A 14,651-nucleotide genomic window follows, 5' to 3' on the forward strand; every position below is an offset into this window, starting at 1 on the left:
CAGCTCCACTTATACAGTGGTTTTGGAGTCTTCTTTGTTTACTTCTGCCCTATCACATCGCCTTGCTGCTGACATATTGCTTCTTGCGCACGTAGAAGCGGTTAACTGCCAGGCGAACGAGCTGATACGTAACCTCGGCGACGAGAATGCCGCCAACGACATCGAGCAGGGAATGCTGCTTAATGAATACGGTAGAGGCTATAATCAGCCACATGAGCACGCTCCAAGAGATCCGGGAAACGTTGCTTAGCTTAAGATCGCGGTTGATCGTAATGAACAGCAAATAACTGGTGAGGCAATGCACGCTTGGGAAGCAATTCAGCGGAGCATCATTGTTATATATAAATTGAACCAGCGTCAACGCCAAATTGCTTGGTTCAATGTCGGGACGCGGCACATACGTAGCGAACATGAGAAAAATCACATTGCAGCCCATAACGGCAATATTGTAGGCAGCTAGAACACGCCAATAGATTTTGCGGTCAACAATTGCAAAGTAGATAAACGCCAAATACATGACAGGCATCCAGCTCATATAAGGAAAGACAAACCAGGAGAGGAAAGGGATTTTCACGTCAATCCAATAATAATTGTAATGGACGGTTTCAATGGCACCTGCATTTCTCCCAATCCATAAGTAAATCAATCCTTGTATATAAATGGTTGAAACGCCCAATACATGCCACCATCGTAACAAAAACGACTTCATCACGGCCTCCTTAAGCAACGTACTTACAATTTTTAAAAATATAAGCTTTTATAAGAGTCACACTTATAATGGGCTCATATTTCACCGCGAAACGTTAGCTTTGCCGCCAGAGGACGGCGAAAGTCGTTCACGCTAATTTCTCTGCCTTAACTATAGACAATCCAGCGTCTTATTTCAAATTGTATGCGATTTCCCTGATTTCTCCTGAAACTCAATCGAGCTTTAGTAGGCAGGCCATTTAGGCCGCTTGAGCTGGGTTGGTACGTTATCGGGAGAATATGGCAGGATGTTTCTGGATGCCTTCCATGAGCCTATGAGAGAGTGGCTGAGCTCCAATTATCCGGACTGAGGCGGTCTGACCGGATTTTATACAGGGGGAAAAGTCCGCTATACTTAAAGAAACCCAATCGCCTGGGAGAACAAAATGGAGGTTACTCACTTGACTTACAAGAAGATGTTGGGACGCCGAAACGAAATTCTGAAACGACACCTGAACTCATTTATCCTTAAAAATAACCGGGAAGGCTTGAGCGGCCAAGAGCACAACTTTTATCAAAGCATGCTCAAGGAGCTGTATCAAGGCGAATCGCAGCTCAATTCGATGAAAAGCTAAGCTTAGTGAAAACAAACGTGTATGCATCAAAAGATATGCAGGCAAGTGGAATATGGTTCCTGAAGACTGCTGGGCAATGCCCAGCGGTCTTTTTTTGTCGTATTTTTAGACATGCCAAGAGCGAGTCTGCATATATAAACACGGCCTGGTCATTAAAGCCCAAGCCGTATATGATCGTTAAATGTATTTGTAAAATTAGAGAAAACGAACCATTTGCCCATAAGGGGCCAATAGGTGCTCGGCTATGGTTTTCTTTTTATGAGTTAAACTACGTTTAATAGCGTTTCTCTGCGAAAACCGTAGCAAGGCTGCTGTCGACTCCTTCAATAAACAAAGGCACCGCGTAAACGACGCCCACATTGGACAAATTATGATTTAAGTTCATATCCTCGATCAGCAGGATGAATCGTCCATCCACCCGGTCTTTTCCAAGCATGGTTTGGTGGAAAGCGATGCCTTCATCCATATGCAGCGGTGAGGCAGAAGAAATGAAATCCATGCCTACGGCTCGCAAGGAATCAAATACCATTAAGTAATTAGCAGCAGAAGCTGAAAAACCCGGATTATGATTGCCGTAGCGAACAGGGTCGGAAGTGCGGATTTTCCCGAACCCTGTACGTATGAGCAGCAAATCTGTGCCAGCGATCTGATGGGCAAAGGGCTCAAGATCTGCTTTAGTAATCAGCTCGTCATCGGTTTTTGGAATATCGAGGACAGTCACATGATGAAACACAAAATTGTCTATAGGAAGCTCGCTCAGCTTTTTGCCTTGTGGATTGAAGTGCCAGGGGCCGTCGATGTGGGTGCCGCTATGATTAATCGTTTTTATCATAAATTGATTAAACAGATCGCCTTTTTGGATGCTGAACTGCTGAACGATATCAACAGGGGGATTATCCTTATACACAGGAGTATGCACACTTAGCGGGTAGGATAAGAGCAGTCGCTTCATTTTTACTAATCTCCTTTATTTTTATTATGGAAGCAATCAGTCCTCGTTTGACTGGTACAGCATGGAACTATCTTATTGATGAAGCGGCATATTCATGACCGGGAGAGCCGGGAAAAAGCCGAATAAAGCGGCGGTTTCCGCGCTTTATTTTAATCGCTTACATTTGCGCTGGTGTTTTCCAAACAGTTGTGGTATGATAAGGGTAATAAAAATTAGACCTGAATTCACATATGATAGAAGGTTATGGTTTTTGAGGTTATAGCCTGCTACCATATGTGATTTTTTTATTTTTAACGAAATAAAGGGGTCATGTTTTATAAAGAAGGAGGTGCTCTTATGCAAACAGGAACAGTTAAATGGTTTAACGCTGAAAAAGGCTTTGGTTTCATCGAAGTTGAAGGCGGAAACGATGTATTCGTACATTTCAGTGCAATCACTGGCGACGGATTCAAAACTTTGGACGAAGGTCAACAAGTTGAATTCAACGTGGTTCAAGGTAACCGTGGACCGCAAGCCGAGAACGTTGTAAAGCTGTAGGCTTTAAAACGGACTAAATGCCCGCAAGGGATTAAAGACAGCTGTTCGGGATTTTTCCCGGCAGCTGTTTTTTTATGTTGTTGGAATGAATCGGTACAGTTGCCCTGCTGGGTGCACGTTGACGAAAGGCGAGGCGAGCGCTACACTGAAAGGGAATCAGGATTAGGATAGCGAAAGCGCTTACCAGAAATTAAGCTTCTTCCATTAGACTAACGGGTTGGTGAAGAAAGTGGAAAAAATAAAAGTAGGCGTAATTGGAGCCGGTTTTATTGGCCCCGCGCATATTGAGGCCTGCCGAAGGCTTGGCTTTGTAGAGGTAGTAGCGGTTTCCGGCTCGGACCAGAGCTCATCAGAGAAAAAGGCACGGGAGCTGGGTGTGCCGCTCGCTTATGGCGATTACCGGGACATGCTGAGAAATCCCGATATTCAGGCGATTCATAACTGTACGCCGAACCATTTGCATTATCAGATTACGAAGGAAGCGATTGAAGCGGGCAAGCATGTGCTGTCGGAAAAACCGCTGGCCATTTCAAGCGAGGAATCGGTAGAGCTGCTGCGGCTCGCGAAGGAAAAAGGCATCGTCCACGGCATTAATTTCAATTATCGCCAGTTTCCAATCATTCAACAGCTTGCATCGATGGTAAGGGACGGCGATTTAGGCAAAGTCAATTTGGTTCACGGCAGCTACTTGCAGGACTGGCTGCTGTACGAAACGGATTATAACTGGCGGATGTCCTCGGAGATCGGCGGCAGATCCAGAGCGATAGCGGATATAGGCTCGCATTGGTGCGATTTAATTAAATATGTCACAGGGAAAAAGATAGACGCGGTATTCGCCGATTTCTCGACCGTGCATCCGGTACGGAAGAAGGCGAAGCAAGCCTCCGAAACGTACCAGAAGCAGGGAGATAACGCGGAATATGAAGATGTAGCGATTGATACGGAAGACTATGCGACCGTGCTGCTCCGTTTTACCGACGGCACGAAGGGGGCCTTCTCGGTTTCGCAAGTGAGCGCGGGACGCAAAAACCGCCTCAGCTTTGAGCTGAATGGCACGGAGAAATCGACCTTCTGGAATCAGGAGGAGGCAGAAAAGCTGTGGATTGGCTACCGGGACAAGGCGAATGAGGTACTGATGGCTGATCCGGCGCTTTTTGCGGCAGACGCCCGTTCCTCGATTCATCATCCGGGGGGCCATAATGAAGGCTGGCCGGATGCCATCAAGAACATGATGCAGCATTTCTATGCGTATATTCGCGACGGCAAGCATCTAAGCGGCGAAGAGCCGCCTTTCGCAACGTTTTTGGATGGGCATATTTCGATGAGCACGACGGATGCTATTTTGAAAAGCCATGCGACAGAGAAGTGGGTTAAGGTTGAGGTTTTGGAAGTGTAATGAATATAGAGACATAGGCTTCTTCAGTGAACTATGTCTTTTTTTTATTCGACCTTCCCTTATATCAAATCAGAAGTCCTTCATAAAATAGTACGCTAGAATTATTGTGAATTAACACTCCATAAAATTAACCTTGCTGTCGATATTATAGTATAACGTTTTTAATAAAGGGGAAATGGGAAACTATGACTACCGTTCAAGCTCTGATTGAAGCCATGCCTTACATTCGACAAATGATTCGTGAAAATGTTTCATTATCCATCATTGATGAGAAAACCTTTGTTTATTTTGATTCAGAGGACCCATTCAAGCTTGGATATAAATCCGGTGACCCTTTGCTGGAGATTAATCAGAACTATAAGGATTTGAACAATGGCAACGAGAAGACGGTAGCCCATATTCCGAAGGAAATAACGGGTGTACCGCTGGATTGCTTATTTTTGCCCATAAAAAATGAACAGGGCGAAATGCAGGCTTGCCTGTGCGTCACCTACAAAATGGATAATCAAGAGCTGCTTGCACAGCTCATGGATAAGACGGAGCATTTTAATGGCAAATTGCTCGATGGTGTTCAGCATCTGGCTGCCCATTCGGAGCAGTTGAACTCGACATCCGAGGAAATTTTAATTAATACGAAGGAAGCGGTCGAAAAGTCACGCGATGTCAATAAAGTCGCAGGCTTTATCCGCGAAATCTCAGAGCAAACCAACTTGCTTGGGCTCAATGCGGCGATTGAAGCAGCGCGTGTAGGCGAAGCGGGAGCAGGCTTTGGCGTGGTAGCGTCGGAAATTCGCAAGCTGTCCGTGGATACGAAAGGGGCGACTACGCAAATTGAGCAGTCGCTCAAGCTGGTGCAGGAGTCAATCAAGCTGATGGAGACGGAAATTGCCGAAATCACATCATCTTCCCAAGAGCAAGCGAAGCTGGTCAGCAATCTCATGGAGATTATTGAGCAGATGAACGCAACGGGTTTGGAAATGCATGGATTTATTAAAAAAGTCATCTCGTATCAGCAATAAACCGATAGCAAAGGGCGATTTTACTACATTTGCGGATGTATGCTATGATTCGAGCATACACTACAACTGGAATGAAATCAGGTGAAAGTCATTAAAATCGGTTTTCGGACGATTAAGACGGCAGTTGGCGTCAGCCTGTCAATCTTAATCGCCCATTATTTGCAGCTGGAAAACTTTACGGCAGCGGGTATTTTGACGCTGCTGTGCATTCAGCGGTCCCGCCGCCAGTCGAATCAGGCGGCCATCAGCCGCTTTCTTGCCTGCATGACGGGCATGCTTTTCTCCATGCTCATGTTTCAATTGCTCGGCTACCATGCGTATGCTTTCTTGGTCGTTCTGCTGCTGTTTATTCCGTTTTGCGTGAAGCTGCGCATTCATGAAGGCATAGCCAGCAGTGCGGTTATTATGATGCATGTATTTGTCCATGGCAAGGTCGAGGTTTCTTTTTTGCTCAATGAGCTGTTCGTTGTCGTGATCGGCCTTGGCGTTGCGCTGCTGGTAAACAGCTACATGCCGAGTATTGATAAGGAAATGACCCGCTACAAGCAGGAGACAGAGCGTTATATTGCCGTTATTCTCAAGGAATATGCCTTGTATTTGAAGAAGGGGTATACGCTGTGGGACGGCAATGAGCTGCTTCAGCTGGAAACGGTGCTGCGGAAGGCCAGCCAGATTGCCCAGCTCGATGCGGAAAATTACAGGCCGCTCAAGAAGGGGCCGAGCTATCGTCAATATTTTGAGCAGAAGCGCAAGCAATATGATTTGCTCGAGCGTCTGCTGCCGCTTGTTTCGCAAATTACGTCGCAGCTGGAGCAAGGCGAACGGATTGGCGAATGTATGGAGCTGCTCAGCGCCTACGTTGGCGAGGCTGAGTCTTCGAGAGAAGACCGTTACGATTACTTTTATGAAATGCTGCGCGGTGTTCGCGAATATCATAAGCTGCTGCCTTTGCCGCAGACGAGGGATGAATTTGAAAATCGGGCCAGCCTGTTTGCGGTAGCCAATGAGCTGGAGCGATTCGTCAATACGCTGTAGTCCCTGAGCCAGACCACGCACAAAGCTGGACTATACAAAAATGAAAGCCAAGCTATTCTCTTCCTGCACAATGGGAGAGGGTGGCTTGGCTTTTTTGAAATTTAGGAGTTGGCGGACGGGCGCCGCTTTCAGAAGAAGGAGAAGGGCAGGCGGAAGAGTGCTCTTTTTTTATGCGGCTTGCGCTCCATGCCTCCTGCGGCAGGCTGCACGGATACGAGCGACGATAGCTGCTTATTACGCTCCTGCATGCTCGACAGGGAAGCCGCCAATTGATTGAGCGTCTGGCGGATTTCCTCCAGCTCCTCGCGGTGATGAAGCAGCTGCACGCCAATGACCTCGTCCGCTTTGCGCGCCAGCGTTCCTTCTATGCGCTCCAGGCGCTCTGCCAGCTCTTCCTGCGGATTTTTGAAATCCCAAGCGGATTCGATTTTGATCTTCGTCTCTTCCGGGCTGAAAGCGGGGAAGGGAATGGCGGCACCAGCAGCCCCGGCAGCCTTTTGCTGCAGCCCCGTGACACCAACCGTTTGAGCTAGCTCAGGCAAGGTCATCTCATGAAGCAGCTCGCCCGCCTCCAGCTTCGTCTTTACGCTTTGCAGCTTCTCTAAAGCGGGTTCATCGAAAATATAGTGACCGAACATATCCTTGCTAAAGGAGGCAGGGAAAAGGGCAACCCAGCGTCTGATCGTCGTTTCGCTCACAGCTAGCTGTCTGGCAGCATCTTTCGTTTTTAACAGATTCATTAGCGAGCACCTCGTTTCATTCGTCTTTGATGTAAAGTATTCGTGGTGGACAAGGTACTCCCTGCTAGGGTGACAAAGGTAGTGTCGAATCGCTAAAACTAGTGTGAAACTGCCGAAAAATGCCCCTCTCGCGCGAGCCAGCGCGCTTTCTCCCGTAATTGGGCAAGTCCTATGCCATTAGGGCGTCCAAACGTACGAGGAGAGCTGTTTTTCGACAGCAAAAGCTGGGTTTGCGCTATTCTTTTCACCTAAAAATAGGTAGTATAGAGAAAAGGAAGTTTTTCCAGCTTCAGTCCAGCTGCAACGAGCCGTTCTATTGAAACTGAGTGTCCCATTTGTACTTTTCATTATAAATTTCGAAAACTTCTGTGCCAAGCGCTCCCCAGTTATGCTGCGGGTTATTGCGAATGACATTGTAGAGCCGCAGAAAGCGGTCCTTCGGCAGCTTGCGCGCATAGCGCATAACCAGATGCGGGTATAAAATGACGTAGCGCTTCAAGCGCACGGCTGCTCCGGCAATGCCGACGAGAATTTGCTCGCCGTCCTTCATGCGCAAAATTTGCGCTTCATGAATAAGGGCGTAGCGGAACGCCTTCTCCTTCAGCAAATCCCGTTTCAGCTTGGTTAGCTCGCCCATATACAAGACAAGGTCCGGATTGAAATGGTCGAGCAGCAGCGGCTCCAACATCAGATCCATATCTTTGCGCAGTACGAACGATTGCAGCAGTAAAATTTGCTCTACCTTAATTTGGTCCGTACGGACGAGCGTGCCGATCTCGCGCAGCATTTCATACGCTTGCTGCTTCTCGTCGTTATGGAACACCTCGATCGCCGCTTCGCGGTCGAGCCGCAGCCCATCTACAAGCTTAAACGATTCGCGCTGCAGCAGCTTGCCTAGCTGGTAGCTGCGCCGTTCCGCGCTGGTGTTGCGGCGAAGCATCCATAGAAGGATGAGTGCCGTTACGCCGCCAGCGGCGCAAAGACTCGTCTGCAAAGTCGACTCTGAAAAGAATATTCCAGCGGCAACAAGGGCAAGGATGAGAATAGTTTCCTTTACGAAACCTCTTCGTTGCAGCGACGACGCCTTTTTCTCCAGTTTAATGAGGGAAGATTTTCCGCAGGAGGGGCATATTTTATCGCCGAGTATGGTGAAGCGGCCGCAGCTGCGGCAAATTTTAAGCTTTTCATAAGCTTGTCGTGTTTTAATGTAGGGATTCAGCTGCACGGGTATCTTTTTCATCAAGAGTTCCCCCGATCGCTGTTCTTAAAGATAGCTAAGGCAAGCTGATCAAGCTGCTCTGGCGTAGGTGCTTTTTTACGCTGGTTGTAGTAGTGGATACCCCGGAGCAAGACGAAAAGAAACAATATTCCTAGACATACGTATGTAACCATAAGCGCGAGTCCTCTCTTATGCTTGAAGTGATTTAAGCGATTCTATCAGGTATACTGACAGTATATCATTATTAAGACAACAAGGACCAATATGCTTAATTTGTGGAGAAGGAGCCAAAAGATGATTCAAATATATCGTTACCTCACCATGTTATTTCTTATAACGCTGCTTCCATTAGCCGGGTTTGCTCCCGCTCCTGCACATGCAGCCGCGCAGAGCTCGCAAATCGACGCCGTTCTAGTACTGGATGTCAGCCAGTCGATGAGCACGAGCGATCCGGGCGGCATCGGCAACGAGGCGATGAAGATGTTCATCGACATGCTGTCCGAGAAGGGCGATCAGGTGGGCATCGTATCTTATACCGATCAAATTCAGCGGGAGAAGGCGCTGCTTGAAATTAGCTCGGATGCCGATAAAACGAACCTCAAGCAATTCATTGACCAGCTCAAAAGAGGGGCCTATACCGACATCGCTGTCGGCGTGAAAGAGGCGGTGCAAATTTTGAATGACGGGGCCGACCCCGATCATGAGCCGCTGATCATCGTGCTGGCGGACGGAAACAATGATTTTAATTCGAAGTCGGGCCGTACGCAGGCCGATTCGGATGCAGATATGGATGCTGCGCTCAAGGAAGCGACCAGCAAAGGTTATCCGGTCTATACGATTGGGCTGAATGCCGATGGCAAGCTGAATAAAGCGGCGCTTGAGAGCGTGTCGCAGCAAACAGGCGGCAAGTCGTTTTCAACGAATACGGCGGCTGATTTGCCGCAAATTCTGAGTGAAATTTTCGCCAGCCATTTGCAGCTGAATGTTGTGCCTGTCGATTCTTTTACAGCTGACGGCAACTATCAGGATGTCAAAATCACAGTGCCGAACAGCAACGTGCTCGAAGCGAATATCTCCATTATGTCCTCCAAGCAGGTAGAGGCGAGGCTGATTGATCCGTCAGGCAACAAAATAGATATTCCGAGCGATCAGGTGCTGCTCTCGACGTCCAAAACCTACTCTCTAATGAAGCTGCTGAAGCCGGAGGAGGGCGATTGGACGCTTCAAGTGAAGGGCGCGGATCGCGACAAAATTGATATCAATCTTATTTTCAACTATGATCTGGCGCTGGAGATGGATAAGCTCCCGAGCTCGTCATACAGCAAAGGGGACAGCATCCCGATTAACGCTTATCTGGTAAGCGGCGGGAATAAGCTGAGCGATCAGGAGCAATACCGCAACATGAAGGCGGTTCTGTACGTCAATGATTTGGATACGGGTACTACAGAGGAAGTTCAGCTGAACAATGCGGGCGATCATTTTGAAGGCACTTATAAGGTGGCAGACAAACATGATTATGAGCTCAAGGTTCGCGCGGAGGAGGCAAGCTTCTATCGTGAAACGGCTGCTGTAAAAATTAGTGCTAAAGGCGGCGCGTCGGCGGGCACTGGGACTGGGGCAGAAAGCGATAAGCCATTCCCGCTCATTCCCGTCATTATTGGAGCGCTTGTGCTGATTGCGCTGCTGGCCGCTGCCTTTTTCATCATGCGTTACCTGAAGCAGGCGCGGCGCGGCTTTGTCGGCCAGATGGTCATCGAGATTCGCGATGAAAATACGGGCGACAAAACGTTCCCGCAGTATAAGAAGCTGAATGCCTTCCGGGGCAAATTCTCGCTGCATCAGCTGCTGCAGCTGGCACCGGAGCTGAAGGAGACGGAGAAGCTCATATTCGTGCCGGGCAACAGCGACCGCCTAGTCCTTCGCAACGGCTCGCCGTGTACGGTGGAGAAATCCGGACGTGCGGTTGATGCCAGCGGCGGTCTGGAGGTCAAGAGCGGGGAGCGGTTGACGATTCCTTTGCAGCAGATCGATAAGACGATTTTTATCGAATATATTGTTTAGATGGTTTTAGGGTTACGTAAAACAGATGGGTGAAGAGTGGAGCTGCGCGGCGTGAAAGGTTTGGCTTACGATCGCCATTGCCCTTGGAATTGTTCAATTAACCGCTCAGCGGTACAATTCCAAGGGCAGGGGATTATGCTTCCGAAGCTGCTTTCCTACGGAAAGCTTTAAGCGAACGCTCCGCTTCTCCAGCTCAAACCTTTCACTTCACTCCGCTCCCCTTTCACCGCAAGGGTTTTAAAGAACATTAAAACCATGGGGGTTCTAGCGGGGAAGAACACCCCGTGAACCTAAAGATAAAAGATGAAAGATGAAAGATGAGGTGCAAGAACTAGGGAGTATAAGCAATCTGGAGTCGGCCTGCTGAGATTATGGCCGAGATCGAGTCGCTCAGGATGCGTACTCCTTTTTTGAAGGACTGAGATTCCGCTATTTTGGTTTTTAATGCGATTTCAGGGGGCAAGCGGACTGGAAAGCCGTTATCCTACCCATTATTCCGTCAAAACAGCCATTTGCAGCGCATTAGCGGCTCCTGAGTCCGCTGCTTATGGCAAAACCATAATTCAGTTGAAATAGCGTCTGCTGTGTCCGCCAAGTCTTTCTTTGTGCAAGGAGCAGGCCTCTGTCATAAGGAGCATGGAGCAAAAATATTAGGGGATTTGCGAGGGGGAAAGGGCCTTGCGGTCGTCTATTGTAGATAGACTTTTGTGGGAATATAGGGTTAGAGGTATGGTGAGAAAAGCGGAATGGAATGAAAAGATTGGACTGTAGAAGCGTAGCGTTCGTTTAAAGCTTTCCGTAGGAAAGCAGCTTCGTAAGCATATGCTTTTACCCTTGAAATTCCCCGTATACGGGATTATTAATAGAATTTCAAGGGTAATGGCGATCAGTTGCCAATCTTTTCATGCAATGCAGCTTCTTTCTCGCCTTCCTTCTAACAAGTATAGAGCAATGATTCATACCATTTGGAGGTAGAACGAATGAAGCCGATTGTTAGAGAACATATCCAGCAGCTAGACGTTTCATTAGGCGGAGGTATCGTCAGTGAGAAAATTCGCGTCGATACAATCGATAATCCTATTCTCATTATTGGACTCGGCGGCACCGGCATCGATGCGCTGCTGCGCCTGAAATATCAAATTAACCGACGCTTTAAGCTGCCGGAAGATCCCTTGTCCAAACGCAAGCTGGAAAAGCCTAATAACGTCGAATTTCTAGCTTTTGAGACCAATGAACAGGACCGCAACAAAAAATATAAAGGCATCGGCCTCGACCCAATCAATGAGTTTGTGCTGCTTTCCAATGCCGAAGTCGGCGGGCTGCTGCAAAACCGCAGCATTTTGGAGCCGTACATCACCGATTGGCTGTCGCCAGAGCTGAGCATTACCGATGGCATGAACGGCGCGGCAGGCGTACGCCAAGCTGGGCGTCTACTGCTTTTTACGAAAATCAATCAGGTTGTGCAAAGCATCGATAAAAAAATTAAGACGCTTTCCGTCGGCACAAGCAAAAAGCTGATGGTATTCCTGCTTACCGGTCTATCCGGCGGTACGGGCAGCGGCTGCTTCCTTGATATTTCGTATATCGTGCGCGGTATTATTGAGCGCGATCATGGCTCGGCGGGCGTTGACCGCGTCAACACGCTGGGGTACCTTTTTACGCCGGATATTAATCTCGCAAACAAAAGCTTAAGCGAGCATACTAGAGAATATATTAAGAAAAATGGCTACGCCGCGCTCAAAGAGCTCGACTACTGGATGAATGTTGATGCCCGCGGCGAGCGCTTCAAGCAGCAGTACGGCAGCATTCTCAGCGTCAATTCGCCGCTTCCACCGTTTAACCTTTGCCATCTGATTTCGGCGACGAACACGGAGGGCAAGCTGCTGGAGAACGCTTATGACTACTGCATGAACGTTACAGCGGAAAATATTACGAACTTTATGGCGAGCGAGGATAAGCAATCCGGCGAAGAGTTTGCTATTCACGACTATATCAGCAACATCCGCACGAATATTGCGCAAATGAACAAGCAGTATCCGGCGAACTATGATTACAACATTATTGGCGCTTCGTCGGCGGTACTGCCGATTGAGGAAATGACGACCTTTTTGGCGTATCGCCTGTTTAGCAAAATGGATAAAATGTTCCACAAAGCGCCGACTCAGGACGATGTGGAGAAATTCGCCCGCAAGCTCGGCATTGATCTCGATACGATGATCAAGACGTTCGAGTCGCGCGTGCCTGAGCCGCTTCCGGGCTTTGAGAACAGTGAGCGCCTGAACTACAGCAATGTGGTGAAAATGCAGGTGGTCAACATGGATACCGAGCTGGAGCAGACGTTCCTGACGCGTGCCCGCGAGGAATATGTGAAAGCGAAGAAGCAGCTGCCAGGGGAAATCGTCGGCCAGTTCACCGACCAAATCCGCCGTACCTTCCTGCATCCAGAGCAGGGACCGTTTTACGTATCCCGCCTGCTGCACACCGAGAAGGGCTTCTGCCTGCTGAAAATGCTGCTTTCCTACATTGAAGTGCTGCGCGAAACGCTGCTGCGCCTGCCGCGCGACATTGAGTCGGCAAGCATTCAAGCGGAAGAGCGGATGGGCGATGCGAAGAGCGCCTTCGTGTCCAAGGACAAGAAGAAAAACAGCTACATTGAAGCTAAAATCAATGAATATTGGCTGCGCGCCGATGTAGAGCGTACCGAGCAAATGATCGAGTTCTACGAGGATCTGTATCAGCTGCTGAACAACGAGAACAATCGCTTCTACAGTGTATTTACTGAAGTGCTGAACGTGCTGAATGGCATTTTTGCGAAAAATGGCGATATTCTGATCAATGGCGACGAGCAAGCCGATCACAAGGGCAACAAAACCTACTATTGGAATTTAGTAGGCGTGCCGGACATTTCCGATGTGATCGCCCGCATTATGGAGAAGAAGGATGTCGATGATCTCATTCGCGACTTCTCGCAGGGGCTGCTTGACCATTCCGACCAGTGGGTGAAGGAGAAGGACATTGACATCGTCAATTCCATTTCCGACTTCCTGACCGATAAATTCGGCGATTTGATTACGAGATCGATGGAAGATTTCCTCGTGATGAAATATGGCAATGACGAATCGATTGAGAAGTTCGTCGAGCGCTTTATTGCGACGAAGCTGGATGAAGAGGCAGTTGCCGTGTTCAATCTGAGCAATAGCTCAGGCAATTTGCATTTCCCTTCATGGGGCTTCGTATCGGTGCCGCAGCATGCGCCGAGCATACTCAAGGGCATTCGCAATTACCAGAGCAATGCGGTAGGAAAATCGCATTTCACCATTAAAGAGAGTGAAGTGAAAAACCGGATTTTCTGGCTGAATACGAAAAATGGCGTGCCGCTGTTCGTCTATACGCCGCTCAAGGTGTATGAGGAAAGCTATGAACGGACGATTCTCGATAAAGAAGGCGTCGGCCGCCATCTCGTCATGACGGAGAAGGTCAACTGGACGAATCTGCCTTCGCCAATTCCAGAGAAATCATGGGGCGATACGTACAGCAATGCGAGGGTGAAAGGCTATAATGCCCGCGTGCGTGCCGAATTCCAGCGTGCGCTTGGCTACCGGATTATTAGCGAGAAGGGTGTCGACAACAGCATGAGCAGCCGTTATGCGGTGCAGTTCACCCAGCCATTCCAGCTGCAAGCGCTGCTCAGCTCGTACAATATGGAGGCTAGCGCTGCGAAGCCGAATCTTGGCGAAGTGAAGCGCGCGGTCATTGAGCTTCGCCGCCTGCTGGCTGAAGGCTTGGCACCGGATGGAGTGAAGGATATTTTCGGCAGCCTGAATGAAGATTTGGCGCAGGAAAATCTCATCCGTTCCCCGGAGCTGCTGGCGCGTGTGCGCGAGGAGCTGGCGAAATACGATGCGATTAGCGACAAGGTTGCTGAGCTTGAGAAGCTGCTGAGCCTGCATCAGGATGAGGAGAAGTGGCTGGATCAGTTTATTGAGGCGCTTTATACGGAAACGATTGTGAAGAAAGGCGCGCTTTATGTCTATGACCGCGACCTAGAAGAAGAGGCGTGGGCGCCATTCGCCAATCTGATGAAGAGCAGCAGCTTTGTGGAGCATGAAGTGTTCGAGAGCTTCCGGGGGCTGGATGAGAAAAACCGTGCCGCCCTGCTGCGCAAAGCATCGCGCCGGGTGACGGATTTAACGGCAACGGAGGATACGAAGCTGCTCGTTCATAAGCTGGATGAGCTGTTCAGCGCATTCCTCGACGCCCGTGACCGCCTGGAGTACGAGCGGATTGAGCTGGCGAACGGAGAAGATTTGTACCAGTTCTACAAGCAAATGACGAGCAAACTAAACGACATACGCAGAAAGTTGAAGTAG

The 14,651-nt window shown here is 48.9% G+C and carries 10 protein-coding genes; 6 read left to right on the forward strand and 4 right to left on the reverse strand.

The genetic code is table 11. The annotated features are described in order from the left end of the window. Positions 1-52: 52 nt before the first annotated feature. Together AC50X8_RS26910 and AC50X8_RS26915 are read right to left on the reverse strand one after the other, a co-directional pair. The gene (locus tag AC50X8_RS26910) at positions 53-709 is read right to left on the reverse strand and encodes a phosphatase PAP2 family protein (RefSeq protein ID WP_056032083.1); all 657 of its coding nucleotides are present in this window, start codon (positions 707-709) and stop codon (positions 53-55) included. An 887-nt stretch (positions 710-1,596) separates the two neighbouring features. Then, on the reverse strand, positions 1,597-2,274 hold the full coding sequence (locus tag AC50X8_RS26915) for a cyclase family protein (protein WP_494882643.1): 678 nt from the start codon (positions 2,272-2,274) through the stop codon (positions 1,597-1,599). A 336-nt stretch (positions 2,275-2,610) separates the two neighbouring features. Here AC50X8_RS26915 and AC50X8_RS26920 point away from each other — a divergent pair, with 336 nt between their 5' ends. From AC50X8_RS26920 to AC50X8_RS26935, 4 genes are all read left to right on the forward strand, one after another. Next, positions 2,611-2,811: a cold-shock protein gene (locus AC50X8_RS26920; protein ID WP_046231731.1), complete on the forward strand. Its 201-nt coding sequence runs from the start codon at positions 2,611-2,613 to the stop codon at positions 2,809-2,811. A gap of 229 nt (positions 2,812-3,040) precedes the next feature. Beyond that, positions 3,041-4,207, forward strand: coding sequence for a Gfo/Idh/MocA family protein (locus tag AC50X8_RS26925; RefSeq protein WP_056032077.1), 1,167 nt, complete (start codon positions 3,041-3,043; stop codon positions 4,205-4,207). A 185-nt stretch (positions 4,208-4,392) separates the two neighbouring features. Beyond that, a complete protein-coding gene (locus AC50X8_RS26930; protein WP_056032074.1) occupies positions 4,393-5,226 on the forward strand; it encodes a methyl-accepting chemotaxis protein in 834 nt (277 codons plus the stop codon). An 81-nt stretch (positions 5,227-5,307) separates the two neighbouring features. Further along, positions 5,308-6,261, forward strand: a complete 954-nt coding sequence (locus AC50X8_RS26935) for an aromatic acid exporter family protein (RefSeq protein ID WP_081418676.1) — start codon at positions 5,308-5,310, stop codon at positions 6,259-6,261. Between the two features lie 128 nt (positions 6,262-6,389). On the opposite strand, the gene AC50X8_RS26940 is transcribed toward AC50X8_RS26935, so the two are convergent. Next, positions 6,390-7,001, reverse strand: coding sequence for a hypothetical protein (locus tag AC50X8_RS26940; protein ID WP_494882645.1), 612 nt, complete (start codon positions 6,999-7,001; stop codon positions 6,390-6,392). A gap of 313 nt (positions 7,002-7,314) precedes the next feature. Beyond that, positions 7,315-8,241 (reverse strand): zinc ribbon domain-containing protein, encoded by a 927-nt coding sequence (locus tag AC50X8_RS26945; protein ID WP_081418675.1) that lies wholly within the window; start codon positions 8,239-8,241, stop codon positions 7,315-7,317. A 273-nt stretch (positions 8,242-8,514) separates the two neighbouring features. Here AC50X8_RS26945 and AC50X8_RS26950 point away from each other — a divergent pair, with 273 nt between their 5' ends. Continuing rightward, positions 8,515-10,281 (forward strand): vWA domain-containing protein, encoded by a 1,767-nt coding sequence (locus AC50X8_RS26950; protein ID WP_494882647.1) that lies wholly within the window; start codon positions 8,515-8,517, stop codon positions 10,279-10,281. Between the two features lie 980 nt (positions 10,282-11,261). Continuing rightward, positions 11,262-14,651: a tubulin-like doman-containing protein gene (locus AC50X8_RS26955; protein ID WP_494882649.1), complete on the forward strand. Its 3,390-nt coding sequence runs from the start codon at positions 11,262-11,264 to the stop codon at positions 14,649-14,651.

The sequence above is a fragment of the Paenibacillus sp. JT22N15 genome (assembly GCF_059383755.1).

Bases quoted from the DNA above. Each gene is read 5' to 3' on its own strand.
- AC50X8_RS26910 (WP_056032083.1), bottom strand. From the start codon at position 709: ATGAAGTCGTTTTTGTTACGATGGTGGCATGTATTGGGCGTTTCAACC.
- AC50X8_RS26915 (WP_494882643.1), bottom strand. From the start codon at position 2,274: ATGAAGCGACTGCTCTTATCCTACCCGCTAAGTGTGCATACTCCTGTG.
- AC50X8_RS26920 (WP_046231731.1), top strand. From the start codon at position 2,611: ATGCAAACAGGAACAGTTAAATGGTTTAACGCTGAAAAAGGCTTTGGT.
- AC50X8_RS26930 (WP_056032074.1), top strand. From the start codon at position 4,393: ATGACTACCGTTCAAGCTCTGATTGAAGCCATGCCTTACATTCGACAA.
- AC50X8_RS26940 (WP_494882645.1), bottom strand. From the start codon at position 7,001: ATGAATCTGTTAAAAACGAAAGATGCTGCCAGACAGCTAGCTGTGAGC.
- AC50X8_RS26945 (WP_081418675.1), bottom strand. From the start codon at position 8,241: ATGAAAAAGATACCCGTGCAGCTGAATCCCTACATTAAAACACGACAA.
- AC50X8_RS26950 (WP_494882647.1), top strand. From the start codon at position 8,515: ATGATTCAAATATATCGTTACCTCACCATGTTATTTCTTATAACGCTG.
- AC50X8_RS26955 (WP_494882649.1), top strand. From the start codon at position 11,262: ATGAAGCCGATTGTTAGAGAACATATCCAGCAGCTAGACGTTTCATTA.